The following is a 24,531-nucleotide window of genomic DNA, read 5'->3' on the forward strand; positions in this document are numbered from 1 at the left end:
AGCGTACGGCACGGATCCGGTGGGGGTAAGTGTTTCGCAGCAAGCATCAATGCTGTGGATAAAGGACACGGAATGCAATTTCGGCATGCCGGAATGTTGGGGGAGAAAATGACTTCGGACACAATCTTGCGGGCCCTCGCGGCCGGCGGGACGGCCGACCCGTACCCGCTGTACGCCGAGTTGCACCGGCTCGGCGAGGCGGTGCCGGTGACGGCGCCCGAGCTGCCGTACGCCGCGGCCGTCTTCGGCTACCGGGCCGTCGACCGGATCCTGCGCGATCCCGCGTTCGAGGTGCACGACGCGTTCCGGCTGGAGCCGATGACGCCGGGCTGGCGCGACCACGCGGTGCTCGTGACGCTGATGAACTCGATGATGTTCAGCAACGGCGACCGGCACGGCCGGATGCGCGGGCTGTTCCGCAAGGTGTTCACCCCGCGCCGGGTACAGGCGATGGAGCCGGACATCATCCGGATCACCGGCGAGCTGCTCGACCGCGTCGCCGAATTGGGGGCCGATGGCAACGAGGTCGACTACATGGCCGAGTTCGCCTACCTGCTGCCCGCGCGGGTGGTCGGCCGGCTGCTCGGGTTGCCGGACGAGGACATCGCCTGGTTCCGCTCGCAGGTCGACCTGATCAACGACTGGCTCGACTTCCGCCGCAAGGGTTCCGACGTACTGGAGGCGGCGAACCAGGCCGCGACCCGGATCACCGACTACTACCTCGACCTGATCGCGCAGCGCCGGGCCGAGCCGCGGGCGGACCTGATCAGCGACTTGGTCCAGGCGGGTGGGCAGGACGAGGTCACGGATCTGGAGCTGGTCGGCAACCTGCTGGTGCTGTTCAACGCGAGTTTCAGTACGACGATCCACCTGTTCGGCAACGCGCTGCCGCTGCTGCTCGAGCGCCCGGCGGTACGGAGTACGCCGGAGTCGATGCCGGCGTACGTGGAGGAGGTGCTGCGGTTCGACACTCCCGCGCACGTGTTCATCCGGGTGGCCGGTGCGGACACGGAGCTGCACGGAGTACCGCTCAGGGAAGGGGAGTTGGTTGCAGTACTGACTGGGGCCGCCAATCGGGATCCGCGGCGGTTTGCCGCGCCGGACCGGTTCGATCCGGCGCGGGTGGACAACCAGCCGATCAGCTTCGGGGCGGGCGTCCACTACTGCCTGGGGGCTGCGCTGGCGCGGGCCGAGGCGCAGATCGCGCTGCCGATGGTGCTGGAGCGGTTCCCGCACCTGGCGCTCGGGAGTGCCGCGGTGCGGACGGACCAGCTGATCCTGCGCGGCTACAAGTCGCTGCCGATCACGGTGACCGACCGGGTGCTGGCTACGGCCGGGGGTACTGCTGATGCATCAGAGTGATGTCCTTCAGCTCCGCGTCGTGCGGCGTCTCCAGCACGTTGCGGATGGTCCGGGCCATCGTCTCGGGCTGCACCCACGCCTCCGGCACGTACTCCTTGCCCTCCTGGGCGTGCACCTTGGCCTGCAGCGGCGTCGCCACCCGGCTCGCGAAGATGCTGCTCACCCGGACGCCGGTCTCGAACTCCTCCAGCCGCAGCGTCTCGGCGAAGGCGCGCAGACCGTACTTGCTCATCGCGTAGCCGATCCAGCCGGGCCACGGGTACAGACCGACGAGGGAGTTGACCAGTACTACGGTCCCGCGCGCCGCTCGGAGCGCGGGCAGGGCGAGGCGGGTCAGCTCGGACGGGCCGACCAGGTTGACCTCGAGGTGCTCGCGGATGATCGCTGGGTCGCTCTCGGCGAACGGCCGGCCCTGGCAGATGCCGGCGGCGTGCACGACTCCGGCCAGCCGCGCCGGGAACTCGACGTTGCCCGCGAGGGTGTCGGCGTGGCCGATGTCACCGACGAGCACTTCGGCGCCGGGCAGCTCGGCGGCGAGCTTGCCGAGGCGTTCCGGGTCGCGTCCGAACAGGACGAGGGCGCGGCCATCGGCGTACAGGGACCTGGCCAGCGTGCTGCCGATGCAGCCGGTGGCGCCGGAGATCAGGATCGGGTCGTTGTCGGCCATGGCCGGACTGTAGACGAAGTCACGACATTTCGGCAGTGTTCGGAAATCACCATCCGGGGAAGTCCGTGAGTGAGGAGCAGCCAGTGCCGAGTGCGCCAGACCCTGATGTCGTCTATCCGTTCAATGATCGACGGCGCACTGTTTTCCTGAAACCCCTGATTACGGTGCCCTATGTCCAAATCGGGGAATTCACTTATTACGACGATCCGGACGATGCGGAGGGTTTTGAGCGCAACAATGTGCTTTATCCGTTCGGGCCGGAGAAGCTGATCATCGGCAAGTACTGCCCGATCGCGGCCAAGGCCACCTTCCTGCTGTCCTCGGCCAACCACCCGCTGGTCGGCGTCTCGGCGTACCCGTTCTTCATCTTCGGCGGCGCCTGGGCCGAGCAGACGCTGGCCCCTGCCCTGGAGGCCCCGCGCAAGGGCGACACGGTCGTCGGCAACGACGTCTGGATCGGCTACGCCGCCACGATCATGCCCGGCGTCACCATCGGCGACGGCGCCATCATCGCCACCGGTTCCGTCGTCACCACCGACGTCCCCCCGTACGCCGTAGTAGGCGGCAACCCGGCCCGAGTCCTCAAACACCGCTACTCGCCCGAAGACACCACCCGCCTACTCCGAGCCGCCTGGTGGCACTGGCCCGTAGACCTGGTCACCACCCACACCCACACGATCTTCACCGGCACCCCCACCGAGGTCGAACAGATAGCCATCAACCACGGCCTGACCCAAGACCAGTAGCCCCCACCCGCCCACGCAGCCAGCCCAGCCCACGTAGACGGCCTCCCGGCCTACGGCCACCTCCCGGCCTACGGCCACCTCCCGACCACCGACCACCGGCCACCCGGCCTCAGCCACCTACCGCCCGCCGGCTGGGCTCGTGGCCTGCGGCCACCTCGCCGCCTGCCGCGTGGGCTCGTGGCCTCCGGCCACCTCGCCGGTCCTGTGCGGAGGTGGGCCGGCAGCGCGCACCCGTCTGTCGGTGGTTGGCTCGGTGGGCGCGCTGGAGGTGGTGGTGGTTGCCGCGTACTGAGTGTGGGTGGGGCGGCGGGCTCGTGGCCTGCGGCCACCTCGCCGCCTGCGGCGCGATCCGGCCGCCGCCTGCCGGCTGCCACCTGGCCTCTGGCCACCTCGCTGCCTGCCGCCCTCGCCCGCCGACGGGCTCGTGGCCTTCGGCCACCTCGCCGCCTGCGGGGACGGTGGAGCCCACCGGCGCGAACCGGTATCCCAGGGGTGGCTTCGCCTCGCTCGGGTGGCTTCGCCTCGCTGGGGTGGGTTCGCCCACTGGTCTGCCGAGGAGGAAACCCCCACGAGAGGGGCGAAGCCTGCGGATAAGTGCGCGGCGACAGCTGCTCGTCAAGATGCGGCTCCGGGGTGGGCGGTGGATCTCGCTCAGGAGAGGTGCAGGTGTGCGGCTAGGCGGCGGATGGTTTCTGCTGCGGCTACGGCGTCGCTGCGGGCTGTGCCGTGGCGGCCGTCGGGGGAGTAGAGGGTGGGGTCTGTGGAGAGGGGGTGGTCTGTTAGGTGGACGTGGATGGTGCCTAGGCGCTCGGCTAGGGAGCGGGTGCGTTCTGACAGGAGGGTCATGCGGGTGCGTAGGCCGGGGCGGAGCCAAGCGGGGATGGCGGGGGAGTAGGAGACGTTGAACATGCCTAGGGTGATGACCGCGGCGCCTGCGGACTGCAACGCCTGCACCATGGTGGTTAGTTCGGTGTCTACCTGGTCGGGGTTGTAGCGGGCGGAGAAGGCGTCGTTGCCGCCGCCTACTACTAGGGCCAGGTCGGGAGCGAAGGCTAGGGCGGGGGCCAGTTGGGTGGCTCGGATCTCGTGGGCTTTTAGGCCTGAGACGCCTAGGTTCAGGTAGTGGGGGACGGCTAGCTCGGCGGCGACGCGGTCGGCCCATTGGAGGTCGGAGTAGCCGGGGACGGGGGAGCAGAGGCCTTCGGCGACGCTGTCGCCCAGTACTACGAAGCGCCGCCAGGGGTGGCCTGCCAGGAGCTTGGCTGACTCGCCTTCGGCCAGGCAGTACTCGTCGGTGGCTTCGGTGATCATGCGGCCTCCTTGGAGCGGTAGTTGGGGAGCTCGACGGGGTTGCGCCACCAGCGGTAGACGGGGACGAGGGTGACCAGGAGGAGGATCACGCCGGAGCCGATCACGGCAGGGCGCAGGCCGAAGGTTGCGGCGGCCCAGCCGGCCAGTACGCCGCCGACGGGGATGCCGATGAACGCGATCGCCCCGGTCACCCCGAAGACCCGCGTCTGCAGCTCGGCCGGCACCCGCTCGTACAGGGTCACGCCCATCACCGGGTTGACCGCGGCGTTCGCGATCCCGCAGGCGAAGCTGACCGCGATCACGATCCACAGGTGGTGCGACAGGCCCAGCGTGAACAGCCGTGGCGCGCCTCCGATCGCGGCCCCGATCACGAAGGACGAGTACTGCGGCAGGCGCGGTCCGAGCAGCGTGAAGATCACGTTGCCGAGCAACGCCCCGGCCGCGAATCCGCCGAACAGCAACCCCAGAGCGGCCGGCGACTTGAGCACCTGTTCCACCCAGAGCGGTACGAACACCGCAGTCCCGGCCTGGTTGAAGACGTTCAGGAAGAAGATCATCACGATCATCCCGAGCAGCAACTGGTCCTTGCGCAGGTACGCGAACCCACCCCGCAGCGCCCGGAAGTACGGCTCCTTCACAGGCACCGGAGCGTCGGAGGCGACGACGGCCGGCAGCCGCACCAGGAACCCGATCAGCGCCGCGCAGACGACGAACGAGATGGCGTCCACGGTGATCGCCTTGTTCGGCCCGATCCAGCTGATCAGCAGCCCGCCGAGCGGTGCGCCGACCAGCGTCGCAGTACGGGTGAAGCCCTCGTACGACGAGGTCACCCGGATCATCTTGACCCCGGCCGCGTCCGCCATCGGCTTGAGCATCACGTGCTTGACCCGGTCGCCGCAGCCGCGCAGCGCTCCCGCGATGGCCACCAGCAGGCACAGCAGCGCGAAGGACGACCCCGGCGTCAGCACGATCGCAGCCATCGCCAGTGCGCTCCCGAGGTCCGTGACGATCGACGTCCGCCGCAGCCCGAACCGGTCGGCCAGTGGGGCAGCCAGCACGCCGGATACGACGTACGGGAGCATCTCCGCCCCGGCGACGAGGCCCATCTTCGCGGGGCTGCCGGTGGTGGTCAGGACGAGCCACGGGATCGCCACCATCGACACCCGGTCGCCCAGCACCGACAGCACATCCGCGCTGAACAGCGCGATCAGCCCAGCCCTCCGCCGGCCGGACACCGGCCCCGGCTGCGCCGACGGCTCGCTCATGCCGGCTGCGCTTCGTGTCGCGCCCGCAGAGCCACCTTGTCGACCTTGTGGGCGGACGTGAGCGGCAGCTCGTCCAGGAACTCGATCTCCCGCGGCGTCCACATCTCGTTGAACTCGTCCCGCACCATCGTCTGCAGCTCGCCGGCGGTCACCACCGCCCCGTCGTACCGAACCACGTACGCGTGCGGGACCTCCCCGAACGCCTCGTCCGGTACGCCGATCACCGCAGCCGCCCGTACCCCCGGATGCGACTGCAGCAAGTCCTCGATCGGGCGGCAGTACACGTTCCAGTTGCTCGACCCGGTGACGATCGTGTCCTGCACCCGGTCGACGACGTACAGGTACCCGTCGGAGTCGAGATACCCCAGGTCTCCCGTCCGCACCCAGTCATCGACGATGGCCCGCTCGGTGAGGTCCGGCCGCCCCCAGTACCCGGCGAAGCGCAGCCTGCTGGTCGCGTAGATCTCCCCGGTCTGCCCCGGCGCGACAGGGGCGCCAGCACTGGACCGGATCTCCACCCGCACGTCCCCGTACGGCGTACCGCTCGACCGCAGCCGCTCGGGATGCTCCGGGTCCTCGGTCAGCCCAGGCTGGGCCGTCACCACGATGACCTCGCTCAGCCCGTAGACGATCCGCAGTACCGGCCCGAAGGCCTTGATGGCCTGCCGTAGCCGTGATGGAGCGGCAGGGCCGGCCCCCACGTTGAGCATGAACAGGCTGCTGACGTCAGTGGTCGGCAGGTCCGGGTGGTCGAGCAGCTGGTAGAGCAGGGGCGGCGACACGTACGTCGAGTTGATCCGCTCGCGCTCGATCGTCGCCAGCGCACGGCCCGCGTCCCAGTCGTCCTCGAGGAACAGCACGCCGCCCATGAACAGGTTGAAGAAGCTGGTGATCTGCCCGCTCGCGAACGCCATCGGCGAGTGCGACAGGTGCCGCAGCACGGGCAGCCCGGCGGCCAGGTAGTCGGCGGCCAGCGTCAGGATCTGCTCGTAGAACGCCTGCCGGTGATGGACCAGCTTGGGCTCCCCGGTGGTCCCGCTCGTCTGCAGGCAGGTGGCAGGGGCCAGGTCGCCGTACTCCGGCTCGAAGGCCGTGGTCGGCGGGGCCAGCAGATCGGGTCCCAGCCCACCGGTACCGAGGCAGTGCACCGGTACTGCGAGGGTGACGGCCAGCCGCTCACCCAGGACGGCCTTGGTGCGGGCGTCGTAGACGAAGACGTCCGCCTCGGACAGCCGCGCGAACGCCTCGATCTCCCGGCGGCCCGCGATCGGTGCGATCCACATCGTCCGGGCGCCGACCAGGTGCAGCGCGAGCTGGAGAGCCGGCAGCTCGATGGTGTTGCCGGCCAGCACGAGCACACCGGTACCTGGGCCGACGCCGCGATCCTGCAGCGTCGCGGCCAGGTCGAGCACCTGCGCCGACAGCTCGGCGAACGTCATCCGCCGGCCACCGGCGACGATTGCCTCGGCCTCGCCGTACCGCGCGAAAAGCCGGAGTGCAGCGACCACATAGGAACCGGACCGCTCCAGGTTCCGGTCCAGCACGAAATCGACCGACATGGCGCCCCACCCTTTCGGTATCCGGGGCGACTGTACTTCCGATATTTCCCGGCGGCCAGCGGTCGGGTGAATTCAAGCGAACAATTCAAAGCGCCCGTTGACGTGTCAGGAATCCGGAACTAGGTTTCCGTCACCGCCACTCGCGCAGGGTATTTCTCACCCGCCGCGCGCCAACCCATTGGGGGGTTGTTCCATGCGCATTCCCAGTACCGTCAGATCGGCCGCACTAGCGGCCGCCGTTTCACTGGCCGGCTCGGCCCTGGTCTTCACCGGATCGTCGGCCCGGACAGCAGAGGTCCAGACAGCAGGGGTCCAGACGTCCGGTGGCCACGGCGACCGGCAGGCGTGGGTCGGCAGCTGGTCCGCCGGCATCGTCAAGCCGGAGACGGCCGGGTTCACCAACACCGGTCTCAACAACCAGAGCGCCCGCTACGTGGTCCGGCCGTCCGTGGGGGGCGACAAGGTCCGGATCCGGTTCACCAACATCTACGGCGACCGGCCGATCCAGATCGGCGCGGCGACGGTGGCGTTCGGGGACACCTCGACGCCGGTGCAGTCCGACATCGTGGTGGCGTCCAAGCGCGCGCTGACCTTCAACGGCGGCTCGCCGACCGCGGTGATGAACAAGGGCGCCGAGCTGCTCAGCGACCCGGTCAAGCTGACCGTGCCGGACCTGAGCACGCTGGTGATCAGCGTCTTCTACCCGACCGCGACCGGCCCGACCAGCTGGCACGCGTCGTCGGACCAGGAGAACTTCTTCGGTCCGGGCGACCTGACCAACGCGCCCGACGGTACGGCGTACGACCGGACCCGGGCTTGCTGCTGGACGTTCCTGTCCGGTGTCGACGTCCAGACTTCAAAGTCCGCTGGCTCGATCGTCGTGCTCGGTGACTCGATCGCGGACGGCCTGCTCAGCACGCTGAACGGCAACAACCGCTGGCCCGACCAGCTCGCCGAGCGCCTGGTCGCCGACAGTCACCACGACGCTCCCGGCGTACTGAACGTCGGCGAGGCCGGCAACCGGCTGCTGCAGGACAGCGACGGCCTCATCCTCGGTGGCCCCAGCGGCACCCAGCAGCTCGGCCCGAACGCACTGGCCCGGCTGAACGAGGACGTCTACGCCCAGACCGATGTCCGCACTGTCATCACGCACCTCGGCGTGAACGACATCTGGATGAACGGCGCCAGTTCGGACGAGATCATCGCGGCGCTCAAGCAGATCAACAGCCAGCTGCATGAGAAGGGCATCAGCAGCATCGGTGCCACCATCACGCCGTACGGCGGCTTCACCACGCCGGGCGGCTGGACGCCGGAGAAGGAGGCGACCCGGGTCGCGGTGAACAAGTGGCTGCGCAACCAGCACGTGTTCGACGGCGTCATCGACTTCGACAAGGCCGTTCGGGACCCAAGCGCGCCGGAGAAGCTGCTCGCGGCGTACGACGGTGGCGACCACATCCACCTGAACGACACCGGCTACCAGGCGATGGCCGACTCGATCCCGCTGCAGCTGGTCCGGTGAGCCGCTGATGACCACCGCCGCCGATCAAGTGCTCAAGGGACTCTTCAGCGAAGCCGGTCTGGACGATCCGTACCGGTACTACGCCGAACTCCACAAGCTAGGTCCAGTCTCCCTGTTGGGAGGCGATGGCGGATATGCGGCGGTGGTCACCGGCTACCAGGCAGCCGACGAGCTGCTGCGCGACCCGCGGTTCCACGTTGCCGACGACGTGTACAGCGATGACCGCGGCGGCCCCGGCTGGCGCGAGCATCCGCTGCTGGCGGTGCTCAACAACTCGATGATGTACAGCAACGGTCCCCGGCATCTGCGGGCCAGACGCCTGTTCCACCAGGTGTTCACGCCCCGCCGGGTGACCGAGCTGGAGCCGGCCGTCGGCCAGTTGGTCGACGGCCTGATGGATCAGCTGTCCGAGCGGTTCGACCGGGACGGGGAGGCGGACTTCATGACCGATTTCGCCTACCCGCTGCCGAGCAGTGTGGTCGCTGCGCTGCTCGGTATCCCGCAGGACGATCTGGCCTGGTTCCGGCCCAGAGTCGAACGAATCAACGACTTTCTCGATGTGGTCGGCAAGACCGACGAGGTGTTGGCGGCGGCCGACCAGGCGACCCGCGAGCTGTCCGACTACTACCGGGACCTTATCGTCGCGCGCCGGAAGACGCCGAGCGACGACCTGATCAGCCAGCTGGTCGCGGCGATCGACGCTGGGCTGCACGAGGTGTCGGACTACGACCTGATCTGCAACCTGCTGGTGCTCTTCAACGCCAGCTTCGTGACGACGATCCACCTGATCGGCAACGGGATGTGGCAGCTGCTCGACCAGCCGGAGCTCCGCGCGGTCGCCGGCTCGCCTGCCTTCGTCGAAGAGGTGCTGCGGTACGAGGCGCCGGTACAGTTCGTCGCCCGCTGGTGTGAAGAGGATGCCGCGATCGCCGGCACCGTCCTTCCAGCCAAGGAGATCGTGTTGGTGATGCTCGGTGCTGCCAATCGGGACTCGCTGCGGTACCCCTCGCCGGATGTCTTCGATGCGGGGCGGACCGACGTGAAGCCGTTGAGCTTCGGCGCGGGCCCGCACTACTGCCTCGGTGCCGCGCTGGCCCGGGCGGAGGCGCGGATCGCTTTTCCCCGGTTGCTGGAGCGGTTCCCGTCGTTGCGGTCCGCGCGGCCGCCGGTACGGAATCCACAGCAGTTCCTGCGCGGGTACAAGTCGATGCCGGTGGCAACATGACCGCCGACGAGATCCTTGCGCTGCTACAGACCGACGAGGGCCGGCGAGCGCCGTACCCCTTGTACGAAAGGCTGCACTCACTTGGGCCAGTCAGTCTGACACCGGCCAGTACTGCGTATGCGGCCGTGGCCAACGGGTACGCGGCCGTCGATCAGATCCTTCGTGATCCACGATTCGTCAAGGGTGGTCCGCCGCCCGGGCCGGATGCCGATCCGGTGTCGACGGCGCTCGGGAACTCGATGATGTTCCGGACCGAGCCCGATCACGGCCGGATGCGGCGGGCGTTTCACCAGGCGTTCACGCCGCGGCGGGTCGCGGAGCTGGAGCCGGAGATCGTCGCGTTGACGGACTCGCTGCTGGACCGGCTTGCCTCGTTGGGGGCTGACGGGCCGGTCGACTTCATCGCGGAGTTCGGGTATCTGCTGCCGGCCGGCGTGATGAGCGCGCTGCTAGGGATCCCGGCGCCGGACCTGGAGTGGTTCAGGACCCGGGTCCAGCGGGTGGAGGACTACCTGGACTTCGGCGGGCGGACTCCTGAGAAGGTTGCCGCTGCCAACGAAGCGGCGGTCGAGATGTCGGCCTACTACCAACGGCTGATCGCGGACCGACGTGTTGCTCCTGGCAACGATCTGATCAGTGGGCTGGTCCAGGTGATCGACTCCGGTGACGGTGTGCTGACCGATGAGGAGCTGGTCGGCAATCTGCTGGTGCTCTTCAATGCGAGCTTCGTCACGACGATCAACCTGCTCGGCAATGCGCTGCCACCGTTGCTCGAACGGCCGTCGCTGGTGAAGACGCTGGCTGCCGATCCGCTGGTGGCCGAGGCGTGCGTTGAGGAGGTGCTGCGGTGGGACGGGACGGCGCAGGTCGTAGTACGGACTGCTTCTGAGGATCTGTCGGTGGGCGGGGTGACGATCCCGGAGGGTGGGCTGGTGCTGGTGATTCTGGGTGCGGCCAACCGGGATCCGGCGCGGTTCCCGTCGCCGGAGGTCTTCGATGCGGAGCGGGCCGACAAGCGGCACATCACCTTCGGGGCCGGCGCGTACTTCTGTATCGGGGCGGTGCTTGCGCGTGCCGAGGGGCGGCTGGCGTTGCCTCGGTTGTTCCAGCGGTTCCCGGAGCTGGCGCTGGCCGGGGCGCCGGTACAGAGTGCCGGGTTCGCTCTTCGTGGGTTCGCGACCATGCCTGTCACGCTGACTTGAGAGGTGCTTCAGATGCCATTGGATCCTCAGGTCGAACAGATGCGTGCGAAGCGTGAGGCGGACAACGTGCCGCAGCTCTACACGCAGACACTGGCCGAGGCACGGGCTGCCGACCTTGCCTCCATCCAGGCGGGTGGCGGCGCGGTGGAGCCGGTGCACTCTGTTCGGGAGCTGGTGATGGAGGAGTCCGGGCTGACGTTGCGGGTCTACCGTCCTGTTGGGGACGGGCCGTTGCCGACGCTTGTGTACTTCTTCGGCGGGGGCTGGACGCTCGGCAGCATCGAGACCGCTGATGGCGTGTGCCGTCGGCTGGCGAACCTCGTTCCTTGTCAGGTCATCACCGTCGGGTATCGGCTGGCGCCGGAGAACCCCTTCCCGGCGGCGGTCAATGACTGTCACCGAGCGACCCAGTGGATCGCGGCTCACGCTGTCGAACTGGGCGTGGACGTCGCCCGCCTAGCCGTCGGAGGCGACAGCGCCGGAGGCAACCTGGCGGCCGCAACCACCTTACTGGCAAGGGATTCCGGCCCGTCGTTGGCTGCCCAGCTCCTGATCTACCCGAACACCCTGTACGGCTCGGACACCGCCTCGATGCGGGCGGGCGACGACCCGTTCCTCTTCAACCGCACCTCAGTCAACTGGTACTGGAAGCACTACCTGCGCGACGAGTCCGACGGCACCAACCCGCTGGCCTCGCCACTCCTGGCTCCCTCCCATGCCGGCCTTCCCCCGGCCCTGGTCATCACCGCCGAGTACGACCCGCTGCGCGACGAAGGCGAGTACTACGCCGAGAAGCTCTACGCCGCCGGCGTCCCCACCGAACTGACCCGCTACGACGGCATGACCCACGGCTTCTACACCATGTCCGGCATCCTCGACACCGCCCGCCAAGCCCTGCTCGACTCCGCCACCTGGCTGAGAAAAACCTTCACCAATGCCTGACCTCCAAGCACCCACACCGGTCACCACCCCCGGCTCGGCGCCCGCTCCGGAGGCTGCACCCGCATGCGGTCCGCCGGACGCGCTCCCGCATTCCCGCCGCCGACCTCCGCCGCCGGCGGAGGTCGGCGGCGCGTTGTGTCTTGAGGACTTCGAAGGGCTCGCGGCTGAGGTGCTGCCTCTTGAGGTTCGTGAGTTTGTCGCGGGTGGGAGTGGGAGCGAGACGACCCTTCGGCTCAACAGGTCGGCGCTGGACGGGGTGACTGTTGTGCCTCGGGTGCTTGCGGGGATTGAGGCGGCGGACTTGGGGTGTCGGCTGCTGGGCGGGCAGGTGGGGATGCCGGTGGTGGTGGCGCCGATGGCTTATCAGCGGTTGGTGCATCCGGAGGGGGAGTTGTTGCTGGCTCGGGCGGCTGCCGTTGCAGGGGTGCCGTATGTGATCAGTACCTTGAGCAGCTACCCGCTGGAGGAGATCGCCGAGGCGGCACCTTCGTGGTTTCAGTTGTACTGGTTGCGGGATCGGGCGATGGTGGAGTCGCTGGTCGACCGGGCCGAGGCTGCTGGGTGTGGCGCCCTGATGGTGACGGTGGATGTTCCGGTGATGGGTCGCCGGTTGCGTGATGTGCGGAATGGCTTCGCACTGCCTGAGGATGTCGTCGCGGCCAACCTGGTCGGCACGCGGAGTGAGGCGCACGTCGGCGTACCGGGGTTGTCTGCTGTTGCGGCGCATACTGCATCGGCCTTCGAGCCGGCGGTGTCGTGGAGTGACCTCGAGTGGTTGCGGCAGCGTACTGAGCTTCCCCTGCTGTTGAAGGGAATTCTCGACCCACGTGATGCCGTGCGTGCGGTACAAGTAGGGGCCGATGGCATCGTTGTGTCCAACCACGGCGGCCGGCAGCTGGACGGAGCTGTTGCCTCCATCAACGCATTGCCGGGAATTGTTGATGCCGTAGGCAAGGAGTGCGAGGTGTTGCTGGACAGCGGGATCCGGAGCGGTACGGACGTACTGCGTGCGCTCGCCCTCGGCGCCTCCGGAGTACTGGTCGGCCGTCCGTTGCTCTGGGCCCTCGCCGTCGACGCGTGCGGAGCAGCGCTTGACCTGCTGCGCAAAGAGCTGGCCGACGCGATGCTGCTGGCCGGCTGCGCGAACGTCGCCGCCGCCGCACACCTCACCACCGGGAGGGCCTGATGGCCGATCTGGACGTCACCGACCTGCACGGCTCACTCACCGACCGCGCGCTGAACTCGATGAACTTCCTCAACGAGATCGCCAACCACTACCCCGACGCGATCTCGCTCGCGGCCGGGCGGCCGTACGAGGAGTTCTACGCGCTCGAGGACCTGCACTCCTACCTCGACACCTTCGCTGAGTATCTGCGCGACGAACTCGGCTTCGACGAGGCGGGCGTGCGGCGGCAGATCTTCCAGTACGGCCGTACGAAAGGCATCATCCACCCACTGGTCGCCCGCAACCTCGCCGCCGACGAGGGCATCACGGTCGACCCGGACGCGATCGTGGTGACGGTCGGCTGCCAGGAGGCGATGGTCCTCGTACTCCGCGCGCTCCGCGCGACCCCCGCTGACGTGTTGCTCGCCATCTCCCCGGCGTACGTCGGAATCACCGGCGCCGCCCGGCTCGTCGATCTCCCGGTCCTCCCAGTTGCTGGGGGCAACGATGGCGTCGACCTCGAAGATCTGGTCGCCGTCGTCAAGCGCGCGCGGGCCGAGGGCCTCCGTCCCCGCGCCTGCTACGTAATGCCCGACTTCGCGAACCCATCCGGTCTCAGCCTCGACCTGGAGACAAGACGGCGACTGCTGGAGGTCGCCGCCCAGGAAGACCTCCTGCTGCTCGAAGACAACCCCTACGGCCTGTTCCCCGCAGCGGGTGTCGACCGGGTACCGACGCTGAAGGCCTTGGACACCGAGCGTCGCGTGATCTATCTCGGCTCCTTCGCCAAGACCGCGCTGCCCGGTGCCCGGGTCGGCTATGTCGTCGCGGACCAGACGGTCGCGGCTCCCGACGGCACGGTCGGGCTGCTGGCCGACGAACTCTCCAAGCTCAAGAGCATGCTGACGGTCAACACCTCAGCCGTCGCCCAGGCGGTGATCGGCGGCAAGCTCCTCCAGAACGACTGCAGCCTGATCACCGCCACCCTGCGCGAGCGCGAGATCTACGCCACCAACCTCCGCGCCATCACCGACGGCCTCGCCGCCCGTTTCCCGGCCGGCGACGTCAGTTGGACCGTCCCGTCCGGCGGCTTCTTCATCGTCGTCACGGTCCCTTTCCCGGTGACCGACGCCCTGCTGGAGAAGTCCGCCCACGAGTACGGCGTCCTCTTCACCCCGATGAGCCACTTCTACGACGGCGACGCGCCCCTCAATGCCCTCCGTCTCTCCTGCAGCGCGGTGACACCTGCCCAGATCGACGCCGCACTGAACCGCCTCGCAGCCCTGATCCACGATCAGCTCTGAGGATTGGTCCTTTCCGTGCCACAAGAACTGGACCTGTAGAGCAGACCGGTCAGTTCGTACGGTGATCCCATGACGATTTGCGAGCTTCCCGCCAGCCAGCAATCTTCAGTGATGCCGACAGCGCTGGTGACGCCCGCCTTCGCGCGGGTGTTGATGATGGTGTTCGGCTCGGGGTTGAGCATGTACCTGCTGACCTCGGTGGTGCCGCTCTACCTGGCGGCGAACGGAGCCGGCGGCATCGGGGCCGGCCTGTCGACCGGGGCGATGATGCTGGCGGCGGTAGCTGTCGAGCTGCTGGTGCCGCGGATGCTGAGGTGCTTCGGGTACCGCGGAACGCTCGCATCAGGGCTCGTGCTGCTAGGGGCGCCGGCCCTTGCCCTGGTCTTCACCTCGTCGCTCCCACTCGTGCTGGCCGTCTGTGTGGTTCGCGGCGCCGGGTTGGCGGTCATGGTCGTCGGCGCGGTCGCGCTGGTCGCCGACATCGCTCCGGCTCATCGGCGGGGCGAGGCCCTGGGGACCTACGGCGTCGTGGTCGGGCTCCCCGCGGTGATCGGGCTGCCGTTGGGTGTCTACCTCACCAACCTGATCGGGTACGACGCGTTGTTCGTGCTCGCCGCGGTTGCATCTCTGGCGGGCTTGGCGATGGTGCCGGGCGTGGCGTCTCGTAGTACCGGCGGGACAGAGCAGCACGTGCAGGTGCTGGGCGGGTTGCGGGGGAGCGGACTGCTGATGCCCACCTGCGTCTTCGCGTCCGTGACTGTTGCCGCAGGCATCAGTGTGACCTTCTTACCTCTGGGTTCCGGCAACCATCTCGTCGTCGCCATCGCCTTGCTGGTGCAGGCGATCGCCGCACCTGGCGCCCGCTGGCTGTCCGGCCGCCTTGGCGACCGCATCGGCCCGGCCCGATTGCTACCGCCCGCCATCGCACTGGCCGCCCTGGGTGCCGGCTCGCTGGTCTTCATCGGCAACCCCGCAGCCGTCATCACCGGTGCCGCGCTCTTCGGGATCGGCTTCGGCGCCGCCCAGAACCTCACCCTGGCGATCATGTACGACCGCTCGCCCAAGACCCGGTACGGCCAGGTCAGCGCCTTGTGGAACCTCGCGTACGACGGCGGCTGGGGTGCCGGCGCCATCGTTTTCGGCTTCGTCGTCGCTGGTGCCGGCTATCCGCTCGCCTTCGCGCTGACCGCCGCCCTGGTCGCCGTGGCCACTCTCCCCACCCTGCGCGCTCACTCCAGGTAACGAACGGGCGGCAATCCATTGCACGAAGATGCAAATATCGCGCGCGTCGGCTGGTGGCGAAGTTACCGTCAGTTCGGTCCCGGGGTGCCCGGGCCGAACTGCTTTGCCCGAGAGGATGACCTGAATGAAGCTGCAGCGCCTCGCAGTAGCAGTCGCCGGCATCGGAATGCTGGCTGCCACCGCCGCGTCCGGACCGGCCCTCGCCACCACCCAGAACGACCCGACGCCGTCCTGGGCGCAGCGGGCCGCCGGCGCCAAGGAGGCGACGGCGAAGTCGGACCAGTCCGTGGCCGCCGAGGCCGAATGCATCCAGTCGCTGGTCTTTCCCAAGTACACGCATGTCACCGAGACGGTCGACGTCACTCCGGCGAAGCCGCCGCGGGTGGACCAGTACGCGCCGTTCAACTTCGGCCCGTCCGACTACACGGCGACCTGGTACGCGGCGGCCAACGCCTCCGGCACCCAGTACTTCGCCTACGGCGTCTTCCTGGTCGGCGACTACCTGTACCGGCACTCGACCACCCTCCCCGCAACCGGTGAGCCGAAGACCACCAGGGTCAAGATCGGCTCCGGCTGGAACACCTTCAGGGCCATCGCGACCTCGAACTACCAGGTCGCCGCACCGACCCACGCCTACCTGTACGGCCTGAACACCAACGGCAAGCTGTACCGGTACGCCAAGAACGGCACGACCTACACCTACAAGGCGCTCGGTTCCTTCGGGGGCTACGCGTCCTTCAAGTCGATGGCCGTGATCAGCGAGACGGCGACCTACGACACGCTGCTGCTGAACACCAGGGCCGGCGGGCTCTACACGATCCGGATCCCGATCACGGCGACGGCCAGGCCGGTCCTCAAGCTGATCCGGTCGTCGGGCTGGTCGGCCTACGAATCGCTCGCGACCCAGGCCTGCGGCAACCGTGGCGGCACGCTCGTCATCGGCGTCGACCACGACACCGCCACCGGCTACCAGTACGCCTTCGGCCACGCGAACGGCACGGCGACCGCGATCACGTCGTACGGCAAGATCCCGGCCGTCCTCGACGGAAACAACCACGCCCCCTTCACCTGGTACAAGGACAACCTGAACGGCGAGTAGTACCTCGATCCGACCGGGGCCAACCGTTTCGACGGCCCGGGGCTATTGCAAGTAGCTGCAACAGATGAGGGTTCTGGCCGGTCGCGCCGCTACGGTCTGCTTGACCTCGGTGCGACCGAGCCAGAACTTGTTTTTCCTGGAGGGGAAATCTCATGAAGTTGCAGCGCCTCGCGCTCGCGATGGCAGGGGTCGGCATGCTCGCCGCCGCTGCCGCATCCGGACCGGCGATCGCCGCCACGCAGGGGGAGCCGACGCCGTCCTGGGCCAAGGCTGCCGCCGGGAAGCCGTCGGCGAAGGCCGCTACCGCCGTCGCCGAACCCTGCATCAGCTCGGTCGCGTGGTCGACCGCGGCGAACGTGATGGAGGCGGTCGACGTCACCGCCGCCAAGCCGCCGCGCTCGGCGCAGTACCCGCCTTTCACCTTCCTCCCGACCCGTACGTCGGCGACCTGGTACGCCGCGGCGAACGCCTCGGGCACCCAGTTCTACTACTACGGCCTGTACCTGCTGGGCGGAAGCCTGTACCGGCACACGACCGTCCTGCCCGAATCCGGTGACCCGAAGCCGACCAGCACCAAGATCGGGACCGGCTGGGGCAACATGACGACCATCGCCACCTCCAACTACAGCAACTTCGCGCCGCGGCACGCGAACCTTTACGGCCTGAACACCAACGGCAGCGTGTACCGCTACGTGAAGAACGGTGTCGGGTACAAGTCGTTCGGCTCGTTCCCCGGCTTCAAGTCGTTCAAGGCGATGACGGTGATCAGCGAGACCGCGACGTACGACACACTCCTGATGACCACCAAGGCCGGCGCGCTCTACACGATCCGGATCCCGCTCGCGGCCGGCTCGAAGCCCGTCGTCAAGCTGATCCGCAGCACCGGCTTCGCGGCGTACGAATCCCTCGTCGTCCAGGGCTGTGGCGAGAACGGCGGCTCCCTGGTGGTCGGCGTCGACCACGACACCGACGCCGGCTACCAGTACGCCTTCGGCAAGGCAAAGGGCACGGCAACCGCGATCACGTCGTACGGCAAGATCCCCGCCGTCTTCAACGGCCTCAGCCACGTCTCCCTGACCACCCACTACGACCAGCTGATCGGCGAGTAACTCAGCAGCCGAACGGCGGGCCATCGCACAACCTGCGGCGGCCCGCCGTTCTGTCGGCCGCCGTGGCCGGCTCGACCTCTTGGCCGGCTGTGGCGGAGTTCTCCCACGCGTCCTGCGCGCGCCCGCTCCTGCGTCGCGGGCGGGCGAGGCCGCGTGGGGGCAACTCCACCGCAGTCCGTGGGGCCGCGTGGGGAGTTGGTTCAGAGTTTGCGGAGGCGGACGTAGCGGACTGCGTGGTCGGCGCCTTTGCGGAGGACCAGGGTGGCTCGGGAGCGGGTGGGGAGGATGTTTTCGCGGAGGTTGGGGCCGTTGATGCCGTCCCAGAGGGACTCGGCCTTCGCGATCGCCTCGGCTCGGCTGAGTTCGCCGTAGCGGACGAAGTAGGACTCGGGGTTGCGGAAGGCCGTCTCCCAGAGTTTCAGGAAGCGGTGGACGTACCAGGAGCGGATGTCGTCGGCGGCCGCGTCGACGTAGACCGAGAAGTCGAAGAAGTCGCTGACCGCGAGGCCGCTCTTGCCGTCGGCATGGCGAGGAGCCGGCTGGAGGACGTTGAGGCCTTCGAGCAGCAGGATGTCCGGCTGTTCGACGGTGGTACGGACGCCTGGCATCCGGTCGTAGTGCAGGTGGGAGTAGACCGGCGCCTCGACGTTGTCCATGCCGGACTTCACCTCGACGACGAAGCGCAGCAGCGACTTGCGGTCGTACGACTCCGGGAAGCCCTTGCGCAGCATCAGGCCGCGGCGCTCGAGTTCCGAGTTCGGCCAGAGGAAGCCGTCGGTGGTGACGAGTGCGACGCGGGGGTGCTCGGGCCAGCGGGCGAGCAGTTCGCGCAGCAGCCGGGCGGTGGTGGACTTGCCGACGGCAACGGATCCGCCGATGCCGATCACGAACGGCGTCCGGGTGGCGGCCGGTTTGCCGAGGAACGCCTCGGTGTCGGAGTGCAGCGCCCGGGCGTGCCGTACGTAGAGTGACAGGATCCGCGACAGCGGCAGGTAGACCTCGCGGACCTCGTCGATGTCGATCTCGTCCCCGAGACCGCGCAGCCGCTCGACCTCCTCGGCGGTCAGCGGCGACTCGGTCGTCTCGGCCAGCTGGGACCAGGCGGCGCGGTCCAGCTCGGTGTACGGGGTCACCTCCCGCGACGGCTGCAGCATGGGGCCCATTCTTCCCACACCCGGCGGGGATACGCTGACCGGCATGTGCGGCAACGAGACTGTGGGTGTGGCAGTTGTCACACCAGGGACCCCATGATCGTCGGCGTGGGCATCGATGTGGTCGACGTGGAGCGGTTCATGAAGACGCTCGAACGGACCCCGATGCTGCGTGATCGCGTCTTCACCGAGGCGGAGGCGAAGAAGCCGCCGGCCTCGCTGGCGGCCCGGTTCGCGGCCAAGGAGGCGCTCGCCAAGGCGCTCGGCGCGCCGGCCGGGATGCAGTGGCACGACGCCGAGGTCCGGACCGACGAGACTGGCCGGCCATGGCTGGAGATCACCGGTACGGTCGCCGAGCAGGCCGCGCGGCTCGGGGTACAGAGCCTGCATCTGTCGCTGAGCCATGACGCCGGCATCGCGTCGGCGGTCGTCATCCTGGAGGGCTGAGATGCGCCGCGCCCACACCGTCGAACAGGTCCGTACCGCCGAGGCCGCGCTGATGGCGAAACTCCCCGAGGGCACCCTGATGCAGCGCGCTGCGACCGGCCTCGCCGTTGCCATCAGCAACTTCATTGGCTTCACGTATGGCGCCCGCGTGGTGCTGCTGATCGGCAGCGGCGACAACGGCGGAGACGCCCTGTACGCCGGTACGCACCTCGCCCGCCGAGGCGCAAAAGTCAGCGCCGTGCTGTTGTCGGACAAGTACGACGTAGAAGGCCTTGCGGCCCTCCAAGCTGCTGGTGGTCGGGTCGGGACAGTCGATGCAGTTGAAACGGCGGATGTCGTTGTCGATGGCATTGTTGGGATCGGAGGGCGGCCGGGGCTCAAGGCCGAGGCGCTGGCGGCGGTGAGGGTCGCCGAGGAACACCAGGTGCCGATCATTGCTGTCGACATGCCGTCGGGCGTCGACGTCGACACCGGCGAGACGCCTGCCGAGCACGTCAAGGCGGCACTCACGGTCACCTTCGGCACGCACAAGATCTGTCACCTGATCGACCCGGCCGCCGCGGCCTGCGGTCCGGTGCATCTCGTCGACATCGGCCTGGACCTGCCACCCGCGCCGGTCGAGTCCCTCCAGGATCCTGACATCCGCGCCCTGTACCCGACACCGACCGGCGAATCCGACAAGTACTCCCGCGGCGTGCTCGGCCTGATGGCCGGCTCCACCCAATACCCAGGCGCCGCCGTCATCGCCACCTCCGGCGCCCTGGCCGGCCCGATCGGCATGCTCCGGTACGTCGGCCCAGACGCCGTCGCCGAAGCGGTTCGCGCCCAGCACCCCGAGGTGGTGGCCGGCGAGGGCCGGGTCCAAGCCTGGGCAATCGGCTCCGGCCTCGGCGATGAGCTCGACACCGACAAGATCCGGGAGCTGCTCGACGCCGACGAGCCAGTACTGCTCGACGCGGACGGTCTGAAGGCGCTGGACGACTCAGGCGACCATACGAACGTCCTGATCACCCCGCACGCGGGCGAACTCGCTCGCCTCCTCGGCGTCGAGCGCCACCGGGTGGAGACCGAACGCCTGAAGCACGCCCGCGAGGCGGCTGAACGCTTCGACGTGACCGTCCTCCTGAAGGGCTCGACCACCGTCATCGCGGCGCCCGACGGCCAGGTCAGAGTCAACACCAACGCCGGCGCCTGGCTCGCGACGGCCGGCGCGGGCGACGTACTGGCCGGGCTGACCGGGGCCTTCCTGGCAGGCGGCCTGAACCCGATCGATGCCGCTGCCGTCGGCGCCTACCTGCACGCCGCGGCCGCCAACCTGGCCTCCAACGGCGGTCCGATCACCGCGATGCAGGTTGCTGCCAACGTTGCAGAGGCGACCCGGCAGGTCTTGCTTGAAGAGTGAATAGCCGGGTAGGACGGGAAGTGCCAGTGCCTCCACCGCCCGAGGAGATCGCACATGAAGCGCACGCTCGCCCTGCTCGCAGCCGCCGTCCTCTGCGCCACGGCCCTCCCCGCCCAAGCCACGCAGGCCACACGGGCTATACAGGCCGCCGGTAGGTATGTCGCCGACAAGGCGACCAAGATCGACGTGATGGGGGAGTGGGCCCACCCCGACGACGACACCAGCATCATCGGGCCCTGCGGCGTCTGGCATCAGCGCTACGGCACCAAGTGCGGGATCATCATGGTCACCCGCGGCGAGGGCGGCGGGAACTCCGCAGGCAACGAGCTCGGCCCGGAGCTCGGGCTCCGCCGGGAGAACGAGGACCGCGTCGCGCACTACCGCTCCGGCACCATCGACATCTTCAACCTCGACCGCGTCGACTTCTTCTACAACCAGAGCGCCCCGCTGACGCAGTACTTCTGGGACGAGCAGGAGACCCTGCGCCGCGTCACCCGCGTGATCCGGACGACCCAACCGGAGATCTACATCGGGTTCACGCCTACTCTGCAAGCAGGTCACGGCAACCACCAGCAGGCAGGCCGCCTCATCTGGGAAGGCGTGCTCGCCGCGGCCGACCCGACCAAGTTCCCCGAGCAACTCAAGGGCGAGAACGCGCTGAGCACCTGGCAGGTCAAGAAGGTGTTCTCGGGCGGCAGTACCGCGGGCACCGGCGGAACCACCGCGGCCGCCAACTGCACCACCGGCTTCGTCCCCACCGGACTGGACCCGGTCGCCGGCGTCTGGACCGGCTACGACTCGCCGTACCAGTGGCCGGCCGGAAACCTCCAAGGCAAACCAGCCGGTACGCCGAAGAGCTGGCAGCAGGTCGCGGACGAGGGACGCGCGGCCTACCCAACCCAGAGTCGTGTGATGTACAAGGGCGTTTCGGCGCCCGCATGTCCCCGCTTCGGGATGACGCAGTCGTTCGTACCGTTCCAGCCGAACAGCAGTCCCGCGGCCGGTCAGGACGACGCGATCCTGTTCGGCGCGACCAAGCAGGATCCGGGCGGTCTACCCAAGGGCACCCTCGAGTACCTGACCTTCTCCCGCTTCCTCAACGTCGCCGGCGAACCGTTCCAGGCGACCCTGCATCTCAAGGGCTCGCTGCCCAAGGGCCAAGCCGCACTGACAGTCCCGGCGGGCTGGACAGTCAGCGCGCCGCAGCAAACCGGCAAGATCAACGGCAGCAAGGAATTGACCTTCACGGTCACGCCGAGCGCCACCGCGGCCGTCAACCAGAACTTCAAGATCTCCGCCCTCTTCACCAGCGGCACCAAGACCGGCTACACCGACAACGTCGTCCGGATCGTGCCGCCGGTCGAGGGCCGGTTCCAGCGCTGGGGGAACTGGCAGGAGTACGACCAGTGGCTGGCGCAGACAGCGCCGCAGGCGACCAGGCTGGGGAGGTCGGCGGCGGTCCAGTCGATGGCGGTCGGATCAACGATCGCGCTGCCGGTCGTAGTGGACAACTGGTCGAGTCAGCCCCGGAGTGGCACGGTCGCGTTGACTCTTCCGGCCAACTTCACGACCGACGCGACGACGAAGCCTTACGGAAGCCTCGCCCCCGGCGCCGAGGCCACAGTGACGTTCCAGCTCACCAGTACCGACACAGCCTTGCCTGCGACGCAGAATGTGCAGATTCCAATTGTCACCGACTCGAGCAGCGAGACGCTGACGCTGTCGCTCGTACCGGCAACGGCTGTTCCGCAGGCTGCGGCGGCACCGGTTGTCGACGGCGTGGCGACGCCAGGTGAGTACGACGGGCCGACGCTCGACATCGGTCGCGTCTGGCAAGGCAGTTGCAGCGACGCCAACGACTGCGGCGCCGGAAGTACCGCCAAGGTCACCTGGTCCGACGATGCGCTGTACTTCTTCATCCACGTCCGCGACGAATACCAGTCCTACGCGGTCACCCCGCAGGAGTGCGTCGGCCACTGGCAGACCGACTCCGTCGAGATCCTTCTCGACCCGCGCGGCAACGCGTCGCAAGTACTCAAGGACACCGCGAACACCTTCAAACTCGGCATCTTCCCCTTCACCAACGACCCGGCGAACGCCAACGGCCCGTGCTGGGAGCGCGACGCCGACAACCACCAGGGATACTCGTCCGGCCCGCTCAGCATCGGCAACGCCCCCGGCGTCCAGGTCGCCACGACGGCCAAGTGGGTCGGCAGCAACGAGACGACCACCCCGCACGCGTACGCCGGTGGCGGGTACGACGTCGAGGTCAAGATCCCGCTCTCCGCCCTCCCGGCCGCCGTCGACCCGGCCAGACTCGGGCTGAACATCACGCCGTACGACAACGACGACACCTCCGCAGCCGGTACGACGACATTGCGGCACATCGACATGAGCACCCGCACCGGCTGGTCGGCGATCGGCTCGGTCCAATCCGACCCGTACCGCTGGGGCCAAGCGACCCTGACCGGCTACACCCCACCCGCCGATCGCCCGACCACCCCAGCACCGCCCAACGTGTCCAACCCCAATCTCAACGGGGCACTGTCGCCCCAGACGATCGCCCAGTCGGCGCGCAACGGCGTACCGATCTCTGGTCGCGTACCGACCAAGGACCTCAAGCTCCTGTACGCCGACCTCGGCCGCGCATCACTGGAGCTCTACACGTTCGCCAGGACCCCAGGGACGGCAAGGCTGTTCCTGTGGACGGGCGCGATCGGCGCGATCCCGGTGTACACGACGAGCTGCTCGCCGGCCGCCGACCCAGCGCCTGACTACGGCCTTACGCCATGTGCTGTCACGGATGGCGGCTACCCGCCGTGGTCGCCGGACATGAGCGGCCACGTGGTCAAGCAGACGAGCCAGCAACTCCAGAGCGGGGTCAAGCACATCTCCATCCCACTGACCAAGGCGCAACGCACCCGGCTGGCAGCGGACGGCAGACTCCTGATGTCCTTCGAGACAGCGCAGAACAAGGTGCAGGCGTTCGACGTACGGCTCAGCGGGCGGTGAGGTCGAGGCCCTTGCCGTCTGCGGCGCGAAGCTGCAGGCGGTCGGCCTCGATCGTGTAGGTCAGCTCACCGTGCAGGGCAGAGAGAACGCCCTGCTCGAGCTTGGCCGCGTCACCGGTGCAGCCCGCGGCTGTCACGGCCATCTCCCCGAGGGTGAGCTTGCCCGCCGCGCGGGCCACCACGCCCTCGAAGTCGTTGCAGCCGGTCGAGCCGGTGATGCGCTCACCGCTGATCGTCAGGTGAGCCTTCTCCGCTCCCACCAGGTGCCACTCGGTATCGCCGTCGACGACCGTTTCGAGCTTCCAAGTGGTCCCGTCGAGCGCCTTGTCGGGTTGGACGACCTTGCGATCCTGCAGGACCACCGTGGTGGCGCCACGGGTGAGGGTGAGCTTGTCGCCGTCGAGCTTCCAGGCGGGCCGGTCTTTGAGCAGCTGCTCGACCCAGTACTGCTGCTCCTGCCGAGGGGCGTCGCAGCCCATCTCGGTGCCGCCCAGGACGTCGATCGTCAGTTTTCCGCCGGCGGTGGAGACTGCGCCGCCCAGCTGGTTGCAGCCGGTCTCGGCGTGCACGTTGCCGTCCGCGAACCGCAGCCCGATCCGGGTCTTCGGCGCCAGCTCCTTCGGTTGACCGTCCTCGGTCAGCGAGACGGACAGGAAGGACCGCCCGTCGAGCGATCCACCTCCGGCAGGCGCGCTGCTGGTAGATCCACTGCCGCCTGATCCACCCGTGGACGGCTCGCTCCCACAGGCGGCCAGCATCATCACTCCCGCCACCGCCGCAACTACTATCCGCGTCCTCATAAT

General features: G+C 68.4%; 20 protein-coding genes. 14 read left to right on the plus strand and 6 right to left on the minus strand.

Going from position 1 to position 24,531, the window contains the following annotated elements; all coding sequences use genetic code 11:
- Nucleotides 1-108 precede the first annotated feature (108 nt).
- Nucleotides 109-1,362, plus strand: a complete 1,254-nt coding sequence (locus ACIA12_RS28225; protein ID WP_396370068.1) for a cytochrome P450 — start codon at nt 109-111, stop codon at nt 1,360-1,362.
- Here the strand turns inward: ACIA12_RS28225 and ACIA12_RS28230 are convergent.
- A complete protein-coding gene (locus ACIA12_RS28230; protein WP_396370069.1) occupies nt 1,328-2,029 on the minus strand; it encodes an SDR family NAD(P)-dependent oxidoreductase in 702 nt (233 codons plus the stop codon). The genes ACIA12_RS28225 and ACIA12_RS28230 overlap by 35 nt on opposite strands.
- A gap of 65 nt (nt 2,030-2,094) precedes the next feature.
- On the opposite strand from ACIA12_RS28230, the gene ACIA12_RS28235 reads away from it, so the two are divergent.
- The gene (locus ACIA12_RS28235) at nt 2,095-2,775 is read left to right on the plus strand and encodes a CatB-related O-acetyltransferase (protein ID WP_396370070.1); all 681 of its coding nucleotides are present in this window, start codon (nt 2,095-2,097) and stop codon (nt 2,773-2,775) included.
- Between the two features lie 651 nt (nt 2,776-3,426).
- Here the strand turns inward: ACIA12_RS28235 and ACIA12_RS28240 are convergent.
- Genes ACIA12_RS28240 through ACIA12_RS28250 form a run of 3 tightly spaced genes read right to left on the minus strand, consistent with a single transcriptional unit; the run spans nt 3,427 to nt 6,910 of the window.
- Nucleotides 3,427-4,086, minus strand: coding sequence for an SGNH/GDSL hydrolase family protein (locus tag ACIA12_RS28240; protein ID WP_396370071.1), 660 nt, complete (start codon nt 4,084-4,086; stop codon nt 3,427-3,429).
- Nucleotides 4,083-5,351 (minus strand): MFS transporter, encoded by a 1,269-nt coding sequence (locus tag ACIA12_RS28245; protein WP_396370072.1) that lies wholly within the window; start codon nt 5,349-5,351, stop codon nt 4,083-4,085. The genes ACIA12_RS28240 and ACIA12_RS28245 overlap by 4 nt, the downstream gene beginning before the upstream one ends.
- The gene (locus tag ACIA12_RS28250) at nt 5,348-6,910 is read right to left on the minus strand and encodes a class I adenylate-forming enzyme family protein (protein ID WP_396370073.1); all 1,563 of its coding nucleotides are present in this window, start codon (nt 6,908-6,910) and stop codon (nt 5,348-5,350) included. Before ACIA12_RS28250 ends, ACIA12_RS28245 begins: the two co-directional genes overlap by 4 nt.
- 193 nt (nt 6,911-7,103) lie before the next feature.
- Here ACIA12_RS28250 and ACIA12_RS28255 point away from each other — a divergent pair, with 193 nt between their 5' ends.
- From ACIA12_RS28255 to ACIA12_RS28295, 9 genes are all read left to right on the plus strand, one after another.
- Nucleotides 7,104-8,429 (plus strand): SGNH/GDSL hydrolase family protein, encoded by a 1,326-nt coding sequence (locus ACIA12_RS28255; RefSeq protein ID WP_396370074.1) that lies wholly within the window; start codon nt 7,104-7,106, stop codon nt 8,427-8,429.
- A gap of 7 nt (nt 8,430-8,436) precedes the next feature.
- A complete protein-coding gene (locus tag ACIA12_RS28260) occupies nt 8,437-9,654 on the plus strand; it encodes a cytochrome P450 (RefSeq protein WP_396370075.1) in 1,218 nt (405 codons plus the stop codon).
- Nucleotides 9,651-10,856 carry a cytochrome P450 gene (locus ACIA12_RS28265; RefSeq protein ID WP_396370076.1) on the plus strand — a complete coding sequence of 402 codons (1,206 nt, stop codon included), beginning with the start codon at nt 9,651-9,653 and terminating at the stop codon, nt 10,854-10,856. The genes ACIA12_RS28260 and ACIA12_RS28265 overlap by 4 nt, the downstream gene beginning before the upstream one ends.
- Nucleotides 10,857-10,868: 12 nt before the next feature.
- On the plus strand, nt 10,869-11,798 hold the full coding sequence (locus ACIA12_RS28270; RefSeq protein ID WP_396370077.1) for an alpha/beta hydrolase: 930 nt from the start codon (nt 10,869-10,871) through the stop codon (nt 11,796-11,798).
- Nucleotides 11,791-12,984, plus strand: coding sequence for an alpha-hydroxy acid oxidase (locus ACIA12_RS28275; protein WP_396370078.1), 1,194 nt, complete (start codon nt 11,791-11,793; stop codon nt 12,982-12,984). Before ACIA12_RS28270 ends, ACIA12_RS28275 begins: the two co-directional genes overlap by 8 nt.
- Nucleotides 12,984-14,267 (plus strand): PLP-dependent aminotransferase family protein, encoded by a 1,284-nt coding sequence (locus ACIA12_RS28280; protein WP_396370079.1) that lies wholly within the window; start codon nt 12,984-12,986, stop codon nt 14,265-14,267. The genes ACIA12_RS28275 and ACIA12_RS28280 overlap by 1 nt, the downstream gene beginning before the upstream one ends.
- A gap of 111 nt (nt 14,268-14,378) precedes the next feature.
- The gene (locus ACIA12_RS28285; RefSeq protein WP_396370080.1) at nt 14,379-15,509 is read left to right on the plus strand and encodes an MFS transporter; all 1,131 of its coding nucleotides are present in this window, start codon (nt 14,379-14,381) and stop codon (nt 15,507-15,509) included.
- Nucleotides 15,510-15,633: 124 nt separating this feature from the next.
- Nucleotides 15,634-16,608 (plus strand): hypothetical protein, encoded by a 975-nt coding sequence (locus ACIA12_RS28290; protein WP_396370081.1) that lies wholly within the window; start codon nt 15,634-15,636, stop codon nt 16,606-16,608.
- 152 nt (nt 16,609-16,760) lie between these two features.
- A complete protein-coding gene (locus tag ACIA12_RS28295; protein WP_396370082.1) occupies nt 16,761-17,717 on the plus strand; it encodes a hypothetical protein in 957 nt (318 codons plus the stop codon).
- Between the two features lie 200 nt (nt 17,718-17,917).
- On the opposite strand, the gene coaA is transcribed toward ACIA12_RS28295, so the two are convergent.
- Entirely contained in the window at nt 17,918-18,871 is a 954-nt protein-coding gene (coaA, locus tag ACIA12_RS28300; protein ID WP_396370083.1) for a type I pantothenate kinase, read from the minus strand.
- A 93-nt stretch (nt 18,872-18,964) separates the two neighbouring features.
- On the opposite strand from coaA, the gene ACIA12_RS28305 reads away from it, so the two are divergent.
- Genes ACIA12_RS28305 through ACIA12_RS28315 form a run of 3 tightly spaced genes read left to right on the plus strand, consistent with a single transcriptional unit; the run spans nt 18,965 to nt 23,729 of the window.
- A complete protein-coding gene (locus tag ACIA12_RS28305; protein ID WP_396370084.1) occupies nt 18,965-19,315 on the plus strand; it encodes a holo-ACP synthase in 351 nt (116 codons plus the stop codon).
- A gap of 1 nt (nt 19,316) precedes the next feature.
- On the plus strand, nt 19,317-20,717 hold the full coding sequence (locus ACIA12_RS28310) for an NAD(P)H-hydrate dehydratase (RefSeq protein ID WP_396370085.1): 1,401 nt from the start codon (nt 19,317-19,319) through the stop codon (nt 20,715-20,717).
- 54 nt (nt 20,718-20,771) lie between these two features.
- On the plus strand, nt 20,772-23,729 hold the full coding sequence (locus tag ACIA12_RS28315; protein WP_396370086.1) for a sugar-binding protein: 2,958 nt from the start codon (nt 20,772-20,774) through the stop codon (nt 23,727-23,729).
- Here the strand turns inward: ACIA12_RS28315 and ACIA12_RS28320 are convergent.
- Nucleotides 23,716-24,501 (minus strand): META domain-containing protein, encoded by a 786-nt coding sequence (locus tag ACIA12_RS28320; RefSeq protein WP_396370087.1) that lies wholly within the window; start codon nt 24,499-24,501, stop codon nt 23,716-23,718. The genes ACIA12_RS28315 and ACIA12_RS28320 overlap by 14 nt on opposite strands.
- Nucleotides 24,502-24,531: the final 30 nt, after the last annotated feature.

It is taken from the genome of Kribbella sp. NPDC051620 (assembly GCF_044453825.1).
Classification (GTDB): Bacteria; Actinomycetota; Actinomycetes; order Propionibacteriales; family Kribbellaceae; genus Kribbella.

What these genes read in the sequence shown, in the direction of transcription:
- ACIA12_RS28225 (WP_396370068.1), top strand. Translation starts at nt 109, where the DNA reads ATGACTTCGGACACAATCTTGCGGGCCCTCGCGGCCGGCGGGACGGCC.
- ACIA12_RS28230 (WP_396370069.1), bottom strand. Translation starts at nt 2,029, where the DNA reads ATGGCCGACAACGACCCGATCCTGATCTCCGGCGCCACCGGCTGCATC.
- ACIA12_RS28240 (WP_396370071.1), bottom strand. Translation starts at nt 4,086, where the DNA reads ATGATCACCGAAGCCACCGACGAGTACTGCCTGGCCGAAGGCGAGTCA.
- ACIA12_RS28245 (WP_396370072.1), bottom strand. Translation starts at nt 5,351, where the DNA reads ATGAGCGAGCCGTCGGCGCAGCCGGGGCCGGTGTCCGGCCGGCGGAGG.
- ACIA12_RS28250 (WP_396370073.1), bottom strand. Translation starts at nt 6,910, where the DNA reads ATGTCGGTCGATTTCGTGCTGGACCGGAACCTGGAGCGGTCCGGTTCC.
- ACIA12_RS28255 (WP_396370074.1), top strand. Translation starts at nt 7,104, where the DNA reads ATGCGCATTCCCAGTACCGTCAGATCGGCCGCACTAGCGGCCGCCGTT.
- ACIA12_RS28260 (WP_396370075.1), top strand. Translation starts at nt 8,437, where the DNA reads ATGACCACCGCCGCCGATCAAGTGCTCAAGGGACTCTTCAGCGAAGCC.
- ACIA12_RS28265 (WP_396370076.1), top strand. Translation starts at nt 9,651, where the DNA reads ATGACCGCCGACGAGATCCTTGCGCTGCTACAGACCGACGAGGGCCGG.
- ACIA12_RS28270 (WP_396370077.1), top strand. Translation starts at nt 10,869, where the DNA reads ATGCCATTGGATCCTCAGGTCGAACAGATGCGTGCGAAGCGTGAGGCG.
- ACIA12_RS28275 (WP_396370078.1), top strand. Translation starts at nt 11,791, where the DNA reads ATGCCTGACCTCCAAGCACCCACACCGGTCACCACCCCCGGCTCGGCG.
- ACIA12_RS28280 (WP_396370079.1), top strand. Translation starts at nt 12,984, where the DNA reads ATGGCCGATCTGGACGTCACCGACCTGCACGGCTCACTCACCGACCGC.
- ACIA12_RS28285 (WP_396370080.1), top strand. Translation starts at nt 14,379, where the DNA reads ATGCCGACAGCGCTGGTGACGCCCGCCTTCGCGCGGGTGTTGATGATG.
- ACIA12_RS28290 (WP_396370081.1), top strand. Translation starts at nt 15,634, where the DNA reads ATGAAGCTGCAGCGCCTCGCAGTAGCAGTCGCCGGCATCGGAATGCTG.
- ACIA12_RS28295 (WP_396370082.1), top strand. Translation starts at nt 16,761, where the DNA reads ATGAAGTTGCAGCGCCTCGCGCTCGCGATGGCAGGGGTCGGCATGCTC.
- coaA (WP_396370083.1), bottom strand. Translation starts at nt 18,871, where the DNA reads ATGCTGCAGCCGTCGCGGGAGGTGACCCCGTACACCGAGCTGGACCGC.
- ACIA12_RS28305 (WP_396370084.1), top strand. Translation starts at nt 18,965, where the DNA reads ATGATCGTCGGCGTGGGCATCGATGTGGTCGACGTGGAGCGGTTCATG.
- ACIA12_RS28310 (WP_396370085.1), top strand. Translation starts at nt 19,317, where the DNA reads ATGCGCCGCGCCCACACCGTCGAACAGGTCCGTACCGCCGAGGCCGCG.
- ACIA12_RS28315 (WP_396370086.1), top strand. Translation starts at nt 20,772, where the DNA reads ATGAAGCGCACGCTCGCCCTGCTCGCAGCCGCCGTCCTCTGCGCCACG.